Annotated in this window: 19 protein-coding genes; 7 read left to right on the forward strand and 12 right to left on the reverse strand. The window is 65.1% G+C overall.

Features of this window, described 5'->3' with window-relative positions:
* Positions 1-20: 20 nt before the first annotated feature.
* Positions 21-461 carry a redox-sensitive transcriptional activator SoxR gene (gene soxR, locus NJ75_RS06650; protein WP_039332918.1) on the forward strand — a complete coding sequence of 147 codons (441 nt, stop codon included), beginning with the start codon at positions 21-23 and terminating at the stop codon, positions 459-461.
* Here soxR and smc read toward each other — a convergent pair.
* The 4 genes from smc to NJ75_RS06670 all read right to left on the reverse strand — a co-directional run bounded on the left by smc (position 458) and on the right by NJ75_RS06670 (position 6,176).
* A complete protein-coding gene (smc, locus tag NJ75_RS06655) occupies positions 458-3,898 on the reverse strand; it encodes a chromosome segregation protein SMC (RefSeq protein WP_039332713.1) in 3,441 nt (1,146 codons plus the stop codon). The two genes, soxR and smc, sit on opposite strands and share 4 nt — an antisense overlap.
* A 31-nt stretch (positions 3,899-3,929) precedes the next feature.
* Positions 3,930-4,679, reverse strand: a complete 750-nt coding sequence (locus NJ75_RS06660; protein WP_039332715.1) for a thioredoxin domain-containing protein — start codon at positions 4,677-4,679, stop codon at positions 3,930-3,932.
* Between the two features lie 211 nt (positions 4,680-4,890).
* Positions 4,891-5,610 carry a DsbA family protein gene (locus NJ75_RS06665; RefSeq protein WP_039332717.1) on the reverse strand — a complete coding sequence of 240 codons (720 nt, stop codon included), beginning with the start codon at positions 5,608-5,610 and terminating at the stop codon, positions 4,891-4,893.
* On the reverse strand, positions 5,607-6,176 hold the full coding sequence (locus tag NJ75_RS06670; protein WP_039332920.1) for a DUF721 domain-containing protein: 570 nt from the start codon (positions 6,174-6,176) through the stop codon (positions 5,607-5,609). Before NJ75_RS06670 ends, NJ75_RS06665 begins: the two co-directional genes overlap by 4 nt.
* Positions 6,177-6,205: 29 nt before the next feature.
* On the opposite strand from NJ75_RS06670, the gene NJ75_RS06675 reads away from it, so the two are divergent.
* From NJ75_RS06675 to NJ75_RS06690, 4 genes are read left to right on the forward strand one after another with little or no spacing between them, the layout of a single operon-like run.
* Positions 6,206-7,270, forward strand: a complete 1,065-nt coding sequence (locus tag NJ75_RS06675) for an A/G-specific adenine glycosylase (protein ID WP_039332718.1) — start codon at positions 6,206-6,208, stop codon at positions 7,268-7,270.
* Positions 7,271-7,273: 3 nt separating this feature from the next.
* A complete protein-coding gene (locus tag NJ75_RS06680; protein WP_039332719.1) occupies positions 7,274-8,569 on the forward strand; it encodes a serine hydrolase domain-containing protein in 1,296 nt (431 codons plus the stop codon).
* The gene (gene nudC / locus NJ75_RS06685; RefSeq protein WP_174544594.1) at positions 8,569-9,450 is read left to right on the forward strand and encodes an NAD(+) diphosphatase; all 882 of its coding nucleotides are present in this window, start codon (positions 8,569-8,571) and stop codon (positions 9,448-9,450) included. Before NJ75_RS06680 ends, nudC begins: the two co-directional genes overlap by 1 nt.
* The gene (locus NJ75_RS06690) at positions 9,447-10,139 is read left to right on the forward strand and encodes a DsbA family oxidoreductase (RefSeq protein WP_039332723.1); all 693 of its coding nucleotides are present in this window, start codon (positions 9,447-9,449) and stop codon (positions 10,137-10,139) included. Before nudC ends, NJ75_RS06690 begins: the two co-directional genes overlap by 4 nt.
* On the opposite strand, the gene NJ75_RS06695 is transcribed toward NJ75_RS06690, so the two are convergent.
* Positions 10,136-10,543, reverse strand: a complete 408-nt coding sequence (locus NJ75_RS06695; RefSeq protein WP_039332725.1) for a DUF1489 domain-containing protein — start codon at positions 10,541-10,543, stop codon at positions 10,136-10,138. The two genes, NJ75_RS06690 and NJ75_RS06695, sit on opposite strands and share 4 nt — an antisense overlap.
* A 15-nt stretch (positions 10,544-10,558) precedes the next feature.
* The gene (gene mgtE, locus NJ75_RS06700) at positions 10,559-12,004 is read right to left on the reverse strand and encodes a magnesium transporter (protein ID WP_039332727.1); all 1,446 of its coding nucleotides are present in this window, start codon (positions 12,002-12,004) and stop codon (positions 10,559-10,561) included.
* Positions 12,005-12,114: 110 nt separating this feature from the next.
* On the opposite strand from mgtE, the gene NJ75_RS06705 reads away from it, so the two are divergent.
* A complete protein-coding gene (locus NJ75_RS06705; RefSeq protein WP_039332729.1) occupies positions 12,115-12,570 on the forward strand; it encodes a peptidylprolyl isomerase in 456 nt (151 codons plus the stop codon).
* Between the two features lie 168 nt (positions 12,571-12,738).
* Here the strand turns inward: NJ75_RS06705 and gltX are convergent, their stop codons facing one another.
* The 4 genes from gltX to NJ75_RS06725 all read right to left on the reverse strand — a co-directional run bounded on the left by gltX (position 12,739) and on the right by NJ75_RS06725 (position 16,537).
* Complete coding sequence (gene gltX / locus NJ75_RS06710; RefSeq protein ID WP_039332730.1) at positions 12,739-14,067, reverse strand: glutamate--tRNA ligase; 1,329 nt, start codon at positions 14,065-14,067, stop codon at positions 12,739-12,741.
* Between the two features lie 47 nt (positions 14,068-14,114).
* Complete coding sequence (locus NJ75_RS06715) at positions 14,115-14,543, reverse strand: hypothetical protein (protein ID WP_039332732.1); 429 nt, start codon at positions 14,541-14,543, stop codon at positions 14,115-14,117.
* Between the two features lie 72 nt (positions 14,544-14,615).
* Positions 14,616-14,813 (reverse strand): hypothetical protein, encoded by a 198-nt coding sequence (locus tag NJ75_RS06720; protein WP_039332734.1) that lies wholly within the window; start codon positions 14,811-14,813, stop codon positions 14,616-14,618.
* 53 nt (positions 14,814-14,866) lie between these two features.
* Positions 14,867-16,537, reverse strand: coding sequence for an NAD+ synthase (locus NJ75_RS06725; protein ID WP_039332736.1), 1,671 nt, complete (start codon positions 16,535-16,537; stop codon positions 14,867-14,869).
* A gap of 118 nt (positions 16,538-16,655) precedes the next feature.
* Between NJ75_RS06725 and NJ75_RS06730 the strand changes: the two genes are divergently transcribed.
* Positions 16,656-17,591: a ribose-phosphate pyrophosphokinase gene (locus NJ75_RS06730; RefSeq protein WP_039332738.1), complete on the forward strand. Its 936-nt coding sequence runs from the start codon at positions 16,656-16,658 to the stop codon at positions 17,589-17,591.
* A gap of 12 nt (positions 17,592-17,603) precedes the next feature.
* On the opposite strand, the gene NJ75_RS06735 is transcribed toward NJ75_RS06730, so the two are convergent.
* Together NJ75_RS06735 and NJ75_RS06740 are read right to left on the reverse strand one after the other, a co-directional pair.
* The gene (locus tag NJ75_RS06735) at positions 17,604-17,942 is read right to left on the reverse strand and encodes a hypothetical protein (protein WP_039332740.1); all 339 of its coding nucleotides are present in this window, start codon (positions 17,940-17,942) and stop codon (positions 17,604-17,606) included.
* Between the two features lie 40 nt (positions 17,943-17,982).
* The gene (locus NJ75_RS06740; protein ID WP_039332742.1) at positions 17,983-18,924 is read right to left on the reverse strand and encodes a helix-turn-helix transcriptional regulator; all 942 of its coding nucleotides are present in this window, start codon (positions 18,922-18,924) and stop codon (positions 17,983-17,985) included.
* Positions 18,925-19,089: the final 165 nt, after the last annotated feature.

A 19,089-nucleotide genomic window follows, 5' to 3' on the forward strand; every position in this document is an offset into this window, starting at 1 on the left:
GGAGTCGCAGAACCTTGGCCATTACCCGCAACGATCTCATCCCGATCGGCACGCTCGCGCGCCGCACCGGCCTCGCGGTCAGCGCCATCCGTTATTACGAGGATCGCGGGCTCGTCACCTCGATCCGCACGGGCGGGAATCAGCGCCGCTTCCTTCGCTCCGACATCCGCCGGTTGAGCTTTGTGCAGATCGCGCAGAAGCTCGGGCTTGGCCTGGCAGAGATCGAACGCGAACTCGCCGCCCTGCCGCAGGGCCGCACCCCGAACGTGCTTGATTGGCAGCGCATAAGTCGCTCATTGCGCAAGGAAATCGACAGCCGCATCCAGCTCCTTACCCGCACCCGCAACAAGCTTGACGAATGCATAGGCTGCGGCTGCCTCAGCCTCGAACGCTGCCAGCTCTACAACAAGGATGACCGCGCCGCCGCAGCTGGGCCGGGACCAAGGTATGTGCTGGATTAGCCCGCGTTCTCAAGCAGTTCCACTGCACCGCCCAAGTCCACGCTGACAAGGCGCGATACGCCGCGCTCTACCATCGTCACACCGAACAGGCGGTGCATGCGGCTCATCGTCACGGCGTTGTGCGTGACGATCAGGTAGCGGGTGCGGGTTTCGGCGACCATCGCATCGAGCAAGTCGCAGAACCGCTCGATGTTGGCATCGTCAAGCGGCGCGTCGACTTCGTCGAGCACGCAGATCGGGGCGGGGTTGGTCAGGAATAGCGCGAAGATCAGCGCGACGGCAGTCAGCGCCTGCTCGCCGCCCGAAAGAAGAGTTAACGATTGCAGGCGCTTGCCGGGTGGCTGCGCGAAGATTTCGAGGCCTGCTTCCAGCGGATCGTCGGAATCGACCAGCGCCAGATGCGCCTCGCCACCGCCGAACAGTCGGCTGAACAGGCGGCGGAAGTGGCCATCGACCGCCTCGAATGCCGCCCGCAGGCGCTCGCGCCCTTCGCGGTTGAGGCTGCCGATGGAGCCTCTAAGTCTATGAACTGCCTCGGTTAGCTCCGCCTGCTCGGCCACCGAGGTACCATGCTTTTCCTCGGCATCCTTCAGCTCGTCAGCCGCCACGAGGTTCACCGGCCCAATGCGCTCCCGCTCCGCCGAGAGACGGTCCATCGTCGCCGACTCCTCGGTCGCGGCGGCAACGTCGGCTGAGGAAAATTCGAACCGCTCGGGCAGGAGGGGGGGAGGGCATTGGAAGCGCTCGCCGGAAATGGCCGCCATCTCCTGTCGGCGGGCGTCTTCGTTCTCGGCACGAGCCGATGCCCCGGCGCGACCTTCGCGGGCCGTGGCGAGCGCCTCGTTTGCGGTCGAGAGTGTGGCCTCTGCCTGCGAGAGTTGGCCTTCCGCCTCGGAGAGTTGCCGCTCTGCCTCGGAGAGTTGGAGAGTGAGCCGCGCGCGGATTCCCTCGCCCTGTTCGATCTCGGAAATCAGTCCCGCAGGCTTGGCGGCAGAGATCGCGCGCTCGGTTTCCAGCTCCTCGCGCCGCCCGGTCATCTCGGCAAGGCGCTTGGCGGCATCGCCAGAACGGGCCTGCCACGCACGGATATCGCCCTTGAGGCCCGCCAGCCGCTCCTTGCCCGCGGCGATCTGCTGTTCGAGCGCAGCCGACGCGGCGGTGGCGGATTGCAGGGTGACGCGGGCCGCGTCGTTGCGCGCGCGCGCCGCTTCCAGCGCCGCCCGGCCCGCCGCCGGATCGGGCAGGGTGCTGCGCTTGTCCTCAGCCGCCGTCACTTCCGCCTGGGCCGCAAGGCGTTGATCCGAAAGCTCTTCCTGCGCCCGCGTCAGTTCCGCCTTGCGCTGTTCGAGCCGCGCCCGCGCTGCCTCTGCGGCATCCAATGCCCGCAGTGCCATACGCTCGGCATCCGCAGCGGCAGAGAGCGCGCGTTCCACTTGCGTGAGTTCGCCCTGCACCTCGGAGAGCCTGGCGCGAACCTCTTCCTGCGCGGTCTCGGCAGACAAGACCGCTGCGCGCCGCTCGGGCAGGAGCGCCTGCAACTCCGCCAGCCGGTTCTCGGCCTCAAGCGCAGCGGCTTCTGCGGCCCCTTCGCCCCGCGCGATGAATCCGTCCCAGCGGCGCAAGTGCCCGGCCTTTGTGACCAGCCATTCGCCGGGGACGAGCGCCTGACCTTCGTCGGCATCGACGACGCGAACCAGGGCGAGGCGCGCTGACAGTTCGGGCGGGCACTGGGGGACGTGATGGGCCAGCGAATCCGCAAGTGGCTCAGGCACTTGCGCACCTGTCCAGAAGCGCCCCTCCGCAGTGGCCGGGGCCGCGCCCACCGGAGCGGAGGCGTCACGCCCGAGCACGGCGGCCAAGGCGCGCTCGTAGCCTGGAGCAGCGCGGGTTCCGGCAATGGCAGACTGGCCCAAGCCCTTGGCGGAGCGCGCTTTCTCCCGCGCCGCCTTGTCGCGGGCGAGCGCGTCGGCTTCACGCTCGATCCCGGCAAGATCGGCGCGGGCTTGGGCCAACGCATTGCTGGTAGCGTCACGGCGGGCGGGCAGGGCTTCGCGCCGGCCGGTGGGGGCCGCGCGGCGTTCTTCGGCAGACGCGATGGCCTCCGCGGCGGCCGCGCGCTTTGCTTCCGCCTCGGCAATCTGCGCAGCCGGATCGGCTTCTCGGGCAAGCGCTTCGGCCTGCTGGGTCAAGCGCGCGGCATCGCCATCGAGCCGGGTCAGCCTTTGGCGCGCAGCGGCGACGGCTGCTTCGGCCACGCGCCATTCGGCATCGATCCCGGCCTGCTCCGCCACACGTTGAGCGAGGGCGACTTCGGCTGCACGGGCGGCACGATCGGCGTCGTCCACGGCTGCGGCCAGCGTGGGGCGACGTTCGCTATCGGCGGCAAGCGAGTCCTCGGCTGCGGTGAGGTCCTGCTCCAGTTTCGCCATTGCGGCGGCGGCATCTTCGGTCAGCCGATCCGCGCTGGCGCGGTCTTCCTCGATCCGAGTCAGCTGGCGATCGATGTCCTTGACCCGCTGCTCAGCCGCTTCGAGCTGCGCCGTGAGCGAGGCCATGCGCTGGCCGTGGGCTGCGGCGTCCTGGCGCCGGTCGAACAGTTCGTCCCGCGCCTCGGCCAAGGCTGCAGCAGCCTTGTGCTGGGCTTTCTGGGCCGCTTGCGCGAGGTCGGTAGCCCGCTTCACTGCTTCCTCGGCCGCGACGGCCTGCTTGCGTGCAGCATCGGCGGCGGCGGCTGCATCGCGCCAGCGGGCGAAGACGAGGCGGGCTTCGGCGAGGCGGATCTTCTCGCTGACGGCGCGATAACGCTCGGCAGCACGGGCCTGCCGCCTGAGCGTGCCGATCTGGCTTTCGAGGCCTGCCAGCATGTCTTCAAGCCGCGCCAGGTTTGCCTCGGTTGCGCGCAACTTCTGTTCGGCATCGCGGCGCCGCACGTGGAGGCCCGCAATCCCGGCCGCTTCTTCGAGCATCATGCGACGTTCGGCAGGCTTGGCGGCGATTACTGCGGCGATCCGGCCCTGGCTGACCAGGGCTGGGCTGTGCGCGCCAGTTGCCGCGTCAGCAAAGACCAGCGCCACGTCCTTGGCGCGAACGTCCTTTCCGTTGACGCGATAGGCGCTGCCTGCGCCGCGCTCGATGCGGCGGATGACTTCAAGCTCTGCCCCGAATGGCCCGTCAGGATCGGTTTCGGCGGTGAGCAGGACTTCGGCAAAGGACCGGGCCGGGCGGGTTGCGGTCCCGGCAAAGATCACGTCTTCCATGCCGCCGCCGCGCATGGATTTGGGCGAGCTTTCGCCCATGACCCAGCGGATGGCTTCGAGAAGGTTCGACTTGCCGCAGCCGTTGGGGCCAACGACGCCGGTGAGGCCAGGTTCGATGCGCAGTTCGGCAGGTTCGACGAAGCTCTTGAAACCGGAGAGTTTCAAGCGCTTGAATTGCACCGATCAGGCCCCCCGACCCGTCTCGGCCCCCTTAGCGGGCGCCAGCCTTCTGCAGCAGCGGTTCGAGTTCCTGCCAACTGGCAACGCCGGTCTTGCTGCCGTTGAGGAAGAAGGTCGGCGTGCCGGTGATGTCGAACTCCTTGCTCCACTGTTCGTTGGTGGTGGCAAGCTTTGTCGCCTTGGCGCTGTCAGCCAGGCATGACGAGCCCTGAGCGGCCGCAATGCCGCGCGAGGCGAAGAATTCGCTCATGCCGCCGAGCTGGGCAATGCCGGCAAAGCGCTTGTCAGCGGGAAGGTTCTGGATCTGCTGGAAGGCGGCTTCGTCCTTCTGCAGGTTGGTGAACATGTTGGGTTGCCAGGCCCAGAACTGCTCCGACAGCGGAATCACAGCTTCGGGGGCGCCGCACGTGGCCAGCAGCACCGCCGGCATGTCGAGCGCGTTCAGCAGGAACAGGCGCAGTTCATAGGAAACGCGGCCCGATGCGATGTATTCATCGCGCAGCTTGGGGAAGCCCTTTTCCGAAAATTCCGCGCAGTGCGAGCACGACAGCGCGCCGAATTCGATCAGCTTGATCGGGGCGTTGGGATTGCCCATCAGGTAACCGCCTTCGGGCGTGACCGAGAAAGTTTCGGTCCACGACTGGCCGGCGGGCGCAGGAACCTTGGCAATCGGCTCTGCGCTGGCAATCTCGCCTCCGGCAGCGGCGTCCTTCTTGTCACAGGCGGCAAGGCCAAGCGTCAGCGGAAGGGTGGCAAGCAGGAGCGCGCGGGCGAGTTTCATCGTCTGGATATTCCCGTTTTCTGGCGGTTTGGAAGGACGCTAGCGGATTGTTGCCGGGGTTTGAAGGGGGTGTGCGGTGGGGTTGTGGATGGCGGTTGATCGAGAGGTCATGGGCCCCGGCCTGCGCCGGGGCAACGGAGAAATGAATGGCCTTCTTGCTTGTCGCCCCGGCGCAGGCCGGGGCCCATGAGGCCCGAAATATGAAACTTCCTCAATCCATCCGCGCGAGGATTTGCGGGCGCAGCGAATCCCAGTCATGGGTGCCTGCGAGCAGGATGCCATCGATCATGAAGCTGGGGGTGCCGGTGACGCCGAGCTTCTCGGCAGCGTCATTGGTCCGCTGGGCAAGCTTGTTGGCCAGCGCTTCGTTCGACAGGCAACGGTCCATCGCCTGACGGTCCATCCCACGGGCTGCCATGAATTCGTAGAACTTGAAGTCGCTGGCGATGGCGCGGGTGCGGGTGGCGAAGGGGCCGGTTGTCCACCGCTGGCGCTGCGCTGCGGTGGCGTTCGAAAGCGGGCCGATCCACTGCGGCTGCAGGCGCATGAAGGCAGTGTGCAGCTGGAAGAAGCGGTTGGCGGGCACGCAATTGGTGATGAGCGCCACGGTCATGTCCACCGGATCGCGCACGAAATTGCGCACTTCAACTGCGCCCTTGCCGGGGGCGATCATGCCGATCTTGAGCTGGCCTTCGGACTCGGTCTCGAAATGCGAGCAGTGCGGGCAGGTGTAGCTGACGAATTCGATCAAGCGCAACTTGGCGGCGGGGTTGCCGAGCACGTGATGGCCTTCAGCCGTGATGGAGCCGGTGACGGCCCAGTTGAGGCCGCCTGCCGGGCGCGGTGCAGGCTTTTTGGCGGCCTGCCCCGAAGCTCCCGTTGCGACGAGCGCTGCGGCGGCGATTGCTGCTGCTGCAAACTTGCGGATCATCCGATCTTCTTCCCCCCGGTTGCACTATCGAGACTGCGCGCCAGCGATTCCAGCACCGTGCGCAGTTCAGGATCGCCGATATCGCGCAGCGAATCCCCCAGTTCCATCGGTATCGGCTTCAGCGAGGGAGGCGCCGCACGCGGTGCTTCCTTGGGCTTTGGTGCCTGAACGGCGCCTTGCCGTATCTTTACCTTGGCTACGGCATTGTAGCCGAAAAAGCGGTTCACCCGGTCAATGATTTCGGGCGTGACGTGTTGGATCAGCGGCGCATGTGCCGGGCTGACGACCAGTTGCAGGATGCCTTCGGATTTCTCGCCCGGGGGAAAGCGGATCGATTCGGGCATGCAGTGGCGCGCATGCCGCTCACCCACGATCTCGGGCCAGCGGGTGACCACGCTGGATTGCACGAAGCCGAAGCGGCGGAAGGCGGTGCGGCCGATGGCGGGCATGAGATCGGCGATCTGGCGCGCTTCGCCGCCCCTGGGGCGCTCGTAGAGCTTGCCCGCCTCGGTCTTGGTGGACCGGGCGCTCTTGCGTTTCGGCGCGTCCGAAGGGGTGCTTTCCATATCGCTTCGCGCCATGCCATAGGTGCGCGATGCAAGCCAGAGAGGAAGCCGCAAAGTCGTTCGATCCGGAGGCAATCGCCCCGCTTCTGCTGGCGTGGTACGATACCAACGCACGACGCCTGCCATGGCGACGCTTGCCCGGAGAGGAGCGGCAGGACCCCTACAGGGTCTGGCTGTCCGAAGTGATGTTGCAGCAGACGACCGTGGCGGCGGTGGGGCCATACTATTCCAAATTCACCGAGGTCTGGCCGACGGTGGGAGATCTGGCAGCGGCCGACGATGCCGATGTGATGGCAGCGTGGGCGGGCCTCGGTTATTATGCCCGCGCCCGCAATCTGCTGGCCTGCGCACGGGCCGTGGCGGCGCGCGGCGGGAACTTTCCCGATACCGAGGCGGGCTTGCGCGAATTGCCGGGACTGGGGGAATACACTGCTGCTGCCGTTGCCGCGATCGCGTTCGGGCGCCGCGCAGTGGTGGTCGATGCCAACGTCGAGCGGGTCGTGGCGCGGCTGTTCGCGATCGACGAACCCCTCCCTGCGGGTAAGGCGGCAATCCGTTTTGCGGCGGGGCAGGTGACACCGGAGGAGCGCGCCGGGGACTTTGCGCAAGGGATGATGGATCTGGGCGCGACGATCTGCACGGCAAGGTCTCCGCGCTGCATGCTGTGTCCATTGCGCGAGGGATGCCGTGGTTACGCGCAAGGTTCGCCCGAGCGGCTGCCGGTGAAGGCGGCGAAGAAGGCCAAGCCGGTTCGGACCGGCCGGGTCTATTGGGTGGAGCGCGATGGCAAGGTCCTGCTGGTGCGCCGGCCCGGGCGCGGAATGCTGGGCGGGATGCGCGCTCTGCCTGACGATGGCTGGTCGGCCAAGGGTGATGGCGCAGATGCGCTGGCGGGAGATTGGCGCGCTGGCGGAATAGTGCGCCACGGCTTCACGCATTTCGATCTCGAATTGCAATTGATGCTTTCGGTTCAGCCACAAGCGGTTAGTCTTCCGCAAGGAGAATGGTGGCCGGTCGAGACAATCGAGGCTGCCGGATTGCCGACCGTGTTCGCCAAGGCGGCGCGGCTGGTGGTCGCTGGAAGGACAGACTGAGCAATGCAGCAGATTTCGGTTTCGCGGCGCGGGTTCATCGGGTCGCTCGGGTTGGTCGCCGGAAGCATGGCCTTGCCGCGCATGGCGTGGGCAAGCGCTGCGGCGGAAGCGCGCTTTCCGACGGTTGCGGGAATGCTCGATGGCTATGTCTCGTCGGGCAAGCTGCCCGGCATGATCGCGGCGCTGGGCTGGGGGGCAAGCGAGGCGCCGATGGACATCGCCCGCGGCACTTTGGCCAAGGGGATTGCGCCAGCTATCGAGATGGACAGCCTGTTCCGCATCTATTCGATGACCAAGCCGATTACCGGAATGGCGGCGATGATGCTGGTGGATGAAGGCAAGCTCCGGCTCGACCAACCGATTGCCGATCTGCTGCCTGCCTTCGGCAAGATGCAGGTTCAGGTCACGCCTGACGGTTCGATGACCGATCTGCTCCCGGCAAGGTCACAGATCACGGTTAGGCACCTGCTGACGCACACCGCAGGTCTTGGCTATTCGATCATCCAGAAGGGCCCGATCAAGGACGCATACATCAACGCGGGGCTTGTGCCGGGGCAGGCCAGCCGCATGCGGCTTCCGGGCATGGATGCGCCCAAGCCACTGGGCAGCCTTGCCGAGTTCGCCGATGTCCTGGCAACGATGCCGCTGGTCTACGAGCCGGGTACGGTGTGGAGCTATTCGGTTGCGCTCGACCTGATGGGGCGGGTGATCGAAGTGGCATCGGGCAAGCCGTTCGACGTGTTTCTGGCCGAGCGGCTGTTCGCCCCCTGCGGCATGACCTCGACCTGGTTCCGCGTGCCCGAGAGCGAAGTGGGGCGGCTGACCACGAACTACGCCGCGGTGGGGGGTGCCTTGCTGCCGATCGATCCAGCCAAGGCTTCGATCTATCTCGATCAGCCGCCCTACCCGTTCGGCGGGGCAGGGCTGGTTTCAAGCCCTCGCGACTATGACCGATTCCTGCGAATGCTGCTGGGCTTCGGGCGGATCGATGGCAGGCAGGTGATGAGCGAGACTGCCGTGCGCCTCGGCACCAGCAATCTCCTGCCGGCAGGCACAGACCTGTCGCAGGCCTTTATCAAGGGCAACGGCTTTGGCGCCGGCGGTTCGGTGGGGCTGGGCGAGGATGCCGGGACCTATGGCTGGGCCGGGGCGGCAGGCACTGTGGGCTTCGTCAATTACCGGGTCGGGCTGCGGGCGGGAGTCTATACTCAATACATGCCGTCAGATGCCTATCCGGTGCACAGGGAATTCGCGAAGGCCGTGCTGGCCGACGTAACGGGGAAGAAGGCCGCAGCCTGATGGACACGACGATTGCATTTGCTGGCGGCGGACTCGACCGCGCCGATCACATTCGTGGCGATGCGGACAAGCTGGGCAGCCTGATGAACTGGCGCGCGCGGCTGCTGCGGCTGGAAGGGATCGATCCGGTGATCGCGCCCGACGGCGGGCTGGATTGGGGCACGCTGGCCGATGCCGATCCAGAGGCGGAACTGGTGTTCCTTGGTCTGAGCGAAGATGGACGCGGCTGTTTTGCACAGGTGACGCCGGCGATCGTCGGAAGCGTTGCGCCGCCCAATCCACGGTTGTGGGCGGCGATGGGATCACTCTCGACGGGCGACCTTTCGATCTATGGCGGAGCGCGCAGCCTGGTCGACTGGCATGCGCGGCACCGCTTCTGCGCTCGCTGCGGATCGGCGACGAGGCTGGCCAAGGGCGGCTGGCAACGTACCTGCAGCAACGAGGCATGCAAGAGCGAACACTTTCCGCGTGTCGATCCGGTGACAATCATGACGGTCGAGTGCGAGGGCGAACTGCTGCTCGGCCGTCAGCCACGCTTTCCGCCCCGGCGCTATTCGGCGCTGGCGGGTTTCGTCGAGCCGGGGGAGGGCCTTGAGGACGCGGTTCGCCGCGAGGTGCAGGAAGAGGCAGGGGTGAAGGTAGATGAGGTGCGCTATGTGGCGAGCCAGCCCTGGCCATTCCCTTCGTCGTTGATGATTGCTTGCCACGCCTTCACCACGCAGCGGGAAATCACCATCGACGCGACCGAACTCGATGACGCGCGGTGGTTCACCCGCGAGGAAGTCCGTTATGCGATGAGTGGTGCCGAGGACGGCGCTTTCATTGCGCCGCCGCCGTTCGCCGTGGCGCATCACCTGCTCAAGTGGTGGTTGTCGCAATGAGCGCGCCTGCAAATGTCACGCTCGACATCTGGTCGGACGTGATGTGCCCGTGGTGCGTGATCGGGCTGAAGCAGCTCGACAAGGCGCTGGCCAGCATGGACGGCGAAGTGGATGCGACCGTGCGCTTCCATCCGTTCGAGCTCAACCCCGACATGCCCGAGGAAGGCGAGGAGCAAGCCGCGCATATCCAGCGCAAGTATGGCCGCACGGCAGAGCAGTCGGCAGGCGTGCGCGAAACCTTGCGGCAGGCCGCCGAGCGCGCGGGCTATTCGTTCGATTACACCGGCGAAGGTGATGCTCCACCCGCGATGATGTGGAACACGCGGATGGCGCACCGGCTACTGACTTGGGCCCTGCGTGCTTTCGGGCCGGAGCGTCAGCAGGCGCTCAAACGCGCGCTGTTCGACGCGCACTTTCAGGCGCGGCGCAACGTGTCTGACCCGGAAGTGCTGGCCGAGGTTGCAGAGAGCGTCGGCCTGCCACGGCTTAACGCGCTGCAGGCGATGATCGACCCGCAGATCGATGCGATCGTCACCGCCGAGGAGCGGCAGGCTTGGGACTGGAACGTCACAGGCGTGCCGGCGGTGGTAATCAACGGCAAGTTGATTGTGCCCGGCGCGCAGGAGCCTGAAGTCTACAGCGACCTGATCCGCAAGGTCCTGGCTCGCGAAGCGGCCGGGAAAGCCTAGACCAATCCAAGCTTGGCGAGTTCCGAAGCAATCTGGGCGGGCAGGACTTCGCCCGCTTCTCCGTCACCCAGATCAGCCGGGGCATCTGCTTCTTCGAGATAGCGCCAGCCCTGATGCGCGCGGCGGGGCTTGGGGTGGACATCGATCAGGCGGGTGCTGACGACAATGTTTGTGCGGCCGCCTTCGGCTTCCTCGAAACCGACGATCTCCGATCGCGCGACAAGCTGATGCTTGTGGATCCAGTAAAGCGAGCCGCCGATCATTTCCTCGGCGCGCTTCGGGCGGTTGCGCGTGGTGAGATAGGCAACTTTCGCGCCACCGCGACGGCCGGTGTCCGAGAACCATTCGTGGATCTCGGCCAGTGATTGGGCGCCGTAGGCCACCTTGGTCATGTGCAGGGGCATGAAACTTCTTCCGGATCAGGCAAGGCCGCTCAGCACGGCGAGGCCGAGGAACGAGAAGAAGCCCATGACATCGGTCGCCATGGTCACGAATACGGCCGAAGAGACAGCCGGATCCACCTTGAGCCGATCAAGCGTGACCGGAACCAGAATACCGGCAAGGCCGGCCACAAGGTTGTTGATGACCATGGCCGAGCCGATGACGGCACCGAGCAGCGGGTTGGCAAACAGGAGACCCGTGCCCAGCCCGATCAGGATACCCAGCGCCGCGCCGTTGGTGGCCGCGATTCGCAACTCGCGCAGGATCATGCGGATCGTGTTCGAACTGGTCAGCTGATTGGTGGCAATTGCGCGCACGACCACGGCCAGTGTCTGCGTTCCGGCATTGCCGCCCATTCCCGACACGATCGGCATCAGCACTGCGAGCAAGGCAAAGCGGGCGATGGCGCCCTGGAACATGCCGACGACCGAGGCGGCAACCAGCGCCGTGCCAAGGTTGACCACCAGCCAGGTCAGCCGGGTGCGAACGGTGAGCAGGATCGGCTCGTTGATGTCGCCATCGCCGGCACCGGACAGGCGCAGGATGTCCTCGCTCGCCTCTTCCTGAATGATGTGGACGATATCGTCGACGGTGATCTGGCCGACGAGGCGGCCGCTTTCGTCCACCACCGCGGCTGAAATCAGCGCGTATTTCTGGAAGCGCAGCGCGACTTCTTCCTGATCCATCGAGACCGGGATCAGCGTCTGGTCGCGCTTCATCACGTCGGCCAGCGGAACGCTCCGCGGCGCGCGCAGGATCCATGAAAGGCTGCAGGTGCCGACCGGATGATGCTTGTGGTCGACGATGAACACTTCCCAGAATTCGGTGGGCAGTTCGTCGTCGCGGCGCAGGTAGTCGATCAGGTCACCGACGGTCATCGCCTCGGGCACCGCGATAAGATCGCGGCTCATCAGGCGGCCGGCGGTTTCTTCCGGATAGGACAGCGCGGATTCGATCGCGGCGCGATCTTCCGGTTCCATCTCGGCCAGGACGGCCTGCTGGTCTTCCTCGTCGAGGTCCTCGATCAGGGCGACGGCGTCGTCCGTCTCCATCTGCTCGGCTAGGTCGGCGACTTCCTCGGGCTCGAGCTCTTCGACCAGCAGTTCGCGGACGTGATCGTTGAGCTCGGCAAGAACCTCGCCGCCCATGAGGTCGTTGATCGCCCGGGCCAGCTTGACGCGGTCATCCTGGTCGATCAGCTCGAAAAGGTCGGCGATATCGGCCGGGTGGAGCGGTTCGACAAGATTGTAGACGGTCTCGTCGTCACCGGCTTCGAGTGCCTCGGCGACGCGGCGGACGAAGCTGGGACGAAGGGTATTGTCCTCCTCGTCAAGGCTTTCGGAATTGCGCGAGGGTTCGGCCGGCGCGGGCGCATCGTCCACGTCGGGGAGCAGGCTGTCGATGATGTCGTCGTCGCGCTCCATAGGGGCGGGTTACCGGCTGATGCGGCAATTGCAACCAGTCGGCAGACCTATGCGTGACTTTATTTTCGGAAGCCTTATATCGGCGCGCAAACAAGCAAGGATTGCGACTAATGGCTGACGAAAAACTGGTCCTCACGCTCGATTCCGGCGATGTCGTGATCAAGCTGCGTCCCGATCTGGCCCCCGGCCACGTCGAGCGCATCAAGGAACTGGCGAACGAGGGCTTCTACAACGGCGTGAAGTTCCACCGCGTGATTCCGGGCTTCATGGCGCAGGGCGGCTGCCCGCAGGGCACCGGCATGGGCGGTTCGAGCAAGCCAGACCTCAAGGCCGAATTCAACGATGAACCTCACGTCCGCGGCGTGTGCTCGATGGCTCGCACGAGCTATCCGCATTCGGCCAACAGCCAGTTCTTCATCTGCTTTGACGATGCACGCTTCCTCGACAAGCAGTACACCGTGTGGGGCCAGGTCGAGAGCGGCATGGACCTGATCGACGCGCTGCCCAAGGGTGAGCCGCCGGCGAACCCGGGCGTGATCAAGGAAGCGAAGGTCGTCGCTGCCTGATTGGACTGCTGGTCAAGAAAAGAGGGGCGGGGCCTGACGGCTGCCGCCCCTTTTTCATTGGCGCCGTGCTTGTCAATGATTGACTTGAGCCCGCTCATGCTGAGCTTGTCGAAGCATCCGGCGCAATGCCAGCGTCCTTCGACAGGCTCAGGACGAGCGGGTTGGAAATTAAAACTTCAGCCGCCGCACTGCCTCGTCCTGCGCGATCAGCGGCAGGAGGGCGGCCATTTCGGGTCCGTGGTCATGGCCCGTCAGCGCTTGACGCAGCGGCAGGAACAGGGACTTGCCCTTGCGGCCGGTGCTGTCCTTGAGGGCGCTGGTCAATGCGCGCCACGGCTCGGCAGACCAGTCGAGTGTGATTGCAACCTGGGCGGCTTGCGCCAGGTAGGCGCGGGTTTCCTCGTCGAACGCAGGCACGGTCACCGGTCCGGTCACGACCTGCCACCAGTCCTTCGCCTCGTCGATATGGGCGAGATTGGGGCGGATGGCATCCCAAGCAGTTTGGCCCATGCCTTCGGGCAGAAGATGGGCAACGCGGGCGTATGGCAGGCGGTGAACGATCTGGGCGTTCACGCGGTGGAGGTCGGCTTCGTCGAAGCGGGCCGGTGCGCGGCCGAAGCGGGACAGGTCGAAGTTCTCAGCCAGTGCAGCAGCATCGAGTGACGGATCGACCGGATCGGACGTGCCAAGGCGGGCGAGCAAGGCGACAATTGCCTCCGGTTCGATGCCCTGTTCGCGAAAATCGGCCATCCCCAATGCGCCGAGGCGCTTGGACAGCTTGCCCTCGCTTCCGGTCAGCAGCGCTTCATGGGCAAACCGGGGAGGCCGGGCACCAAGAGCGGTAAACATCTGAAGCTGCGTGGCGGTGTTCGAGACGTGATCTTCGCCGCGCAGCACATCGGTAATGCCCATGGCAATGTCGTCGATTGCCGAGGGGAGCATGTAGAGCCAGGAGCCGTCAGCGCGGCGGATCACTGGGTCGGACATCTGGCGCGGATCAAAGTTCTGGGGGCCGCGAATACCGTCTTCCCAGGTAATCGGCTGTACGTGATCGAGCAGGAAGCGCCAGTGAGGGGTTTCGCCCGCAGCGGCTTTTGCGGCGTGGTCAGCCTCGGTCAGCTTGAGCGCGGCGCGATCGTAAATCGGTGGCAGGCCGCGGCCGAGCAGAATCTTGCGCTTGAGGTCCAGTTCCTGTGCAGTCTCGTAGCAACGGTAGATGCGGCCCGCGTCGACCAGACGCTGGAACTCGCGCTCGTAGAGTTCGGTGCGCAGCGACTGGCGCTCCTCGCCGTCGTAGGTCAGGCCGAGCCAGGCAAGGTCGGCACGGATGGAATCGACATGCTCCTCGCGGCTGCGCTCGGCATCGGTATCGTCGATGCGCAGCAGGAATCGGCCGCCGGTCTTCTTCGCCAGAAGCCAGCTGTGGAGCGCAGTGCGGACGTTGCCGACATGAAGCTTGCCGGTGGGCGAAGGGGCGAAGCGGGTTACCGTGGTCATGCGCGCTGCCCTAGCGCGCCGCTGCTGCAAGGGGAAGGCCGGGGACTCTAGGGTATCAGCGCCACGGCATGGATCGTCGCGTTGTAGAGCGCTTCGTGGCGGTCAGCGCGGACAAAGCCCGCGATGCTTTCCGAGAAGGCTTCGCGCTTGCCCGAGACGGCGGCGCGGGCAAGGGCTGCAAGAGTGGTCTCGTCCGGCGTCATGGCAAGACAACAGGGGCGGTTGACCAGGAACGGTTCGGGCCAGACCTGCTTGATCGTCTGCACGAGCCCGTGGACGGCGCAGGCCGCTTCGATGGAGCGGTAGCGCTGGGCAAGGTCGGGCACGGGATCGCGGCCAGAGGCTTCAAACAGTGCACACAGTCGCATCGCCATGGTCACGTGCAGGCCCTTCAGCGACAGGCCGCGCACGTCCTGTGGGCGGGCCATGCTGTCGATCAGGGCGGAGTAGCGGGTGGAGGACTGGCCTGCAGGCATTGCACATCCTTTCTTGCGAACGATTCGCAAGTTAACATGAGCTTGGCTCAGGTCAATGCGAATCGTTCGCAACTACTCCCTAGTCGCCGCTACGCGGTGGGATCGCCAGCGAAGCGCCATGCCGACGATTGACAGCAGCATGCCGGCAAGCATGAAAGCAAGCATCAGTGGCTCGTCTTGGGCGGACTTGAGCGCGGGCACGCCGAGCAGAACGACGCTGACGCTCGACACCAGATAGCCGCTTCCCTTGAGGCGGGAGCTTTTGCGCATTCGTGAATATTCCCAGATAGTTGAATGACAAAACAACTACGGGATGGAGGATGTCAGGTTCCGGTTCGGAAACCGTGGGTTATCGGATAACGCCGGTCGCGCCCATAGTTGCGCGCGCCCAGCTTCACGCCAGGAGGGGCCTGGCGGCGCTTGTATTCAGCGATGTTGAGCAGCCGTTCGATGCGGCTGACGGTCGCGCGGTCATGCCCTTCGGCCACGATCTGGTCGACGCTCTTCTCGTTCTCCACCAGCCCCTGCAGGATCGCATCGAGCACGTCGTAAGGCGGGAGTGAGTCCGAATCCTTCTGGTCGGGGCGCAATTCGGCGCTTGGCGGCTTGGTGATGATCCGCTGCGGCATGACCAGGCCATCAGGACCCAGGCCAATCTTTGGGCGATGCGCGTTTCGCCATTCGGACACGGCAAAGACCGTGGTCTTGTAGGCGTCCTTCAGCGGGTTGTAGCCGCCGTTCATGTCGCCATAGATCGTGGCGTAGCCGACGCTCATTTCGCTCTTGTTGCCGGTGGTGACCAGCATCGGGCCGAACTTGTTCGACAGTGCCATCAGGGTCACGCCACGAATGCGCGACTGGATGTTCTCTTCGGTAAGGTCGGGCTGCTTGCCGGCGAACACCGGGGCGAGCATGCCGTCAAAGGCATCGACAGCCGGAGCGATCGGCACAGTGTCGAGCCGGACGCCGAGCATTTGCGCGCAACCCGCAGCGTCGTCGAGGCTCTCCTGCGAAGTGTAGCGGCTTGGCAGCATGACGCACCACACGCGATCGGGGCCAAGAGCATCGACGGCAATGGCCGCGCAGATCGCCGAATCGATGCCGCCAGACAGCCCAAGGACAACGCCGGGGAAGCGGTTCTTGTTCACATAGTCGCGCAGGGCCATGACCATGGCGCAGTAGATGTCTTCGGGATGCTCGGCGAGTTCGTGATCGACGCCGGGTTCGCAGCGCCAGCGCGAACCGGAGCCGACAGCGGTCTGGGTCCAGACGGTGGTGACGACGGATTCTTCCCAGTCCGGCATCTGCACCCACAGCGCGCCTTCGGGGCCGACGACGAAGCTCGCCCCATCGAACACGATCTCGTCCTGCCCGCCGACGCGGTTAAGGTAGGCCAGCGGGATGCCGGTATCGATCGCGCGGCGCTTGGCCACGCCGTCGATGCGCAGCACGTCCTTGTCGATCTCGTAAGGGCTGCCGTTGATGCAGATGAAGATTTCGGCGCCGAGGTCGGCGAGGTGGCGACAGACGTCGGGGTGCCAGATGTCCTCGCAGATCGGCAGTCCCAGCATCGCGCCCTTGAACAGCACGGGCTCCGGCAAGGGGCCGGGCATGAAATAGCGCTTTTCGTCAAACGTGCCGTAATTGGGCAATTCGTACTTGAAGCGGGTGGCTGCGATGCGACCGCCTTCGAGCAGGGCGACGCCATTGTGGAGGTCACCATCGCGGACGAAAACCGAGCCCACGAGCATGGCGGGGCCGCCATCTGCAGTGACCTTGGCCAGCTTTTCGAGTTCGGTGGCAGCTCGCTCGATCAGGGCCGGCTTCATGATCAGGTCTTCCGGCGGATAGCCGATCAGCATCAGTTCCGGATAGACGATCAGGTCCGAATCCGGGTTGCTCTCCCGCACGGCAAGCATGGCCGCGACATTGGCGGCGAGATCCCCAACCGACTGGTTGAGTTGGGCGAGCGTGATGCGAAGCGTATCGGCCATGGCCCAACTCCTAAGGGACTGTTCGCTGGGCGGCAACGCCCATGGCTGCCAAGAGTTGCAAAGCTGTCATCATGGGCTAAGGGCGCGTTGGGGATCGAATCCGAGGGAATCGCACGCAATGAAGATCATGGCCGGCAACTCCAACCTGCCGCTCGCCCGCGCCATTTCGGCCTATCTCGAAATGCCGCTGACCGACGCCAGCGTGCGCCGCTTCGCTGACGAGGAAGTTTTCGTGGAAATCCACGAGAACGTCCGTGGCGAGGACGTCTTCGTCGTCCAGTCCACCGCCTACCCGGCGAACGACAACCTAATGGAACTGCTGATCTGCATCGACGCGCTTCGCCGTGCTTCGGCAAAGCGCATCACGGCGGTTGTCCCCTACTTCGGCTATGCCCGCCAGGACCGCAAGCCCGGGCCGCGTACGCCGATCTCGGCCAAGCTCGTTGCCAACCTGATCACGCAGGCAGGCGCCGATCGCGTGCTGGCGGTGGACCTCCACGCCGGCCAGATCCAGGGCTTCTTCGACATCCCGACCGACAACCTGTTTGCAGCCCCGGTGATGGCAGCCGACATCCAGACCCGCTACGGTACGCAGGAACTGATGGTAGTGTCGCCCGACGTCGGCGGTGTGGTCCGTGCACGTTCGCTGGCCAAGCGCCTGAACAACGCGCCGCTCGCCATCGTCGACAAGCGCCGCGACCGCCCCGGCCAGTCCGAAGTCATGAACATCATCGGCGACGTCAAGGGCCGCATGTGCATCCTGATCGACGACATCATCGATTCGGGCGGCACGCTGTGCAACGCAGCGCAGGCACTGATGGACGAAGGCGCGGCGGGCGTCTCGGCCTACATTACCCACGGCGTGCTTTCGGGCGGCGCAGTGGCGCGCGTCAGCAATTCCGCGCTCAAGGAACTGGTGATCACCGACACGATCATGCCGACCGAAGCGACCGCCGCTTCCGACCGCATCCGCGTGCTGACGATTGCCCCGCTGATCGGCGAGGCCGTGCGCCGCATTGCCGACGAAAGCTCGGTTTCCAGCCTGTTCGACTGATCCTGCCGCAAGTCAGCCGTTTTTCAGGCGCTCCAGCCATGCGCGAGCCTGCTTCGGCTCGCCCACAGCATTGGCCGGAGGCTTGCCGCGGGAAGCCATGAACTCGTCGTGGAGGGTGAACGGCTCCATGAACAAGGCCTCGCGCGCCTCAGCGATCTCGTCGGCAATCTCGGTGAGGTTGTCGATAATCGGTGCAGTGGCGGCGCGCATTATCTTGTCCGCGTTGTGATCGAACAGGCCCCACTTGCCCGCCGCGGTCACTTCAAGCGCTTGGATCAGCACAGCGCGATAGTCCGCTTCCATTTCGGAGCGGCGTTTGTCGAGACGTTCGAGACGGTCAGCCCTGGCCATGCCTGAGCCTAGGTGGTGAAGCGGAAGCGCGCAATGCTGGTCACTCCCAGGGCTTGACCTCGCCGGGTTCCAGCCTGCGTATTTCCTCCAGCCTGCGGGCCTGCCGTGTTTCAAGGCCCAACGTCATAAGTGGCTGAGGGCGGTCGACGAACTGGCGCGGGCTCATCCCGAACAGAGCGGTGAATTCGCGTATCAGGTGGCTCTGGTCATAATAGCGCAAGGCAATTGCCTCGGCCTCTTCTTGATCTGCCACGCCGCGCAGGTGACTCGCCATGTCGAGCGCGCGGGCACGCCGCAAGACCTGCTTGGGTGGCATGCCGAAGTCGCGGTGAGCTATCCTTTCCAGCCGACGCTGCGTCACGCCCAGCTTTTCGGCAAGCCGTGCAACGCTGATCGTGGGATCGGCAAATGCGGCGGCCTCGAAGTGGGCTGAAATCGGATCCGGCTCGCGCACGGCGCGATCAGCGATCAGGCTGCGCATCTCGCATTCCATGGCCTTGACCCAGTCTTCCGGCGACGCATCGGGATCGAACAGGTCTAACCAGCGCTGTTCCGGCATCCCCAGATCGGCGAAAGGGGCCAGCCTGTCTGTCAGCGTGGCAATGTCCGGACCCCGCAGCGCATGACAGACGCCAGGTCGCAGGAAGATGCCGATGCTGATGAAGCTGCCGGTGACGCTGATCGGCATCCGACGAGAATGTGGACCGAACAGCATTGCCGCTTGCTCGGAAGTGCGCACGCCATCCGCCGTGGTGGCCTCCCACTTGCCGCGCAACTGAATCCGGATGCACGCGAAATCGCTCAACAGTCCACAGTCTAGGCGATGTTCAGGCGGGGTCCCGACGATGGTGACGTAGAGCCTTCCAATCCAGCGATCGAGGTCGGGAGCCGGGGCCCGGCTGTAGGAAATCGGCTGGCCATCGCGCGTTGCGATCGGCGAAACTATCGCGCGATCAACGCCCGGCCTGTTGCTGCGACTCATCTAGCGTGCCCCCAAGACAATCGGTGCATGAAGGTCTAGCGCCCCAAAAACCTTTCATGCGTGCGGTTTGTCACGCCTTCCTTAAAATTGCGCAGGCACATTTGTCCAATGCCGATTCTGGTCTTGCGGGTTGACCGTATTGGTTGAAAGCAGGCAGAGCCGGGG

The sequence above is a fragment of the Novosphingobium subterraneum genome (assembly GCF_000807925.1).
In the GTDB taxonomy this organism is placed as follows: Bacteria; Pseudomonadota; Alphaproteobacteria; order Sphingomonadales; family Sphingomonadaceae; genus Novosphingobium; species Novosphingobium subterraneum.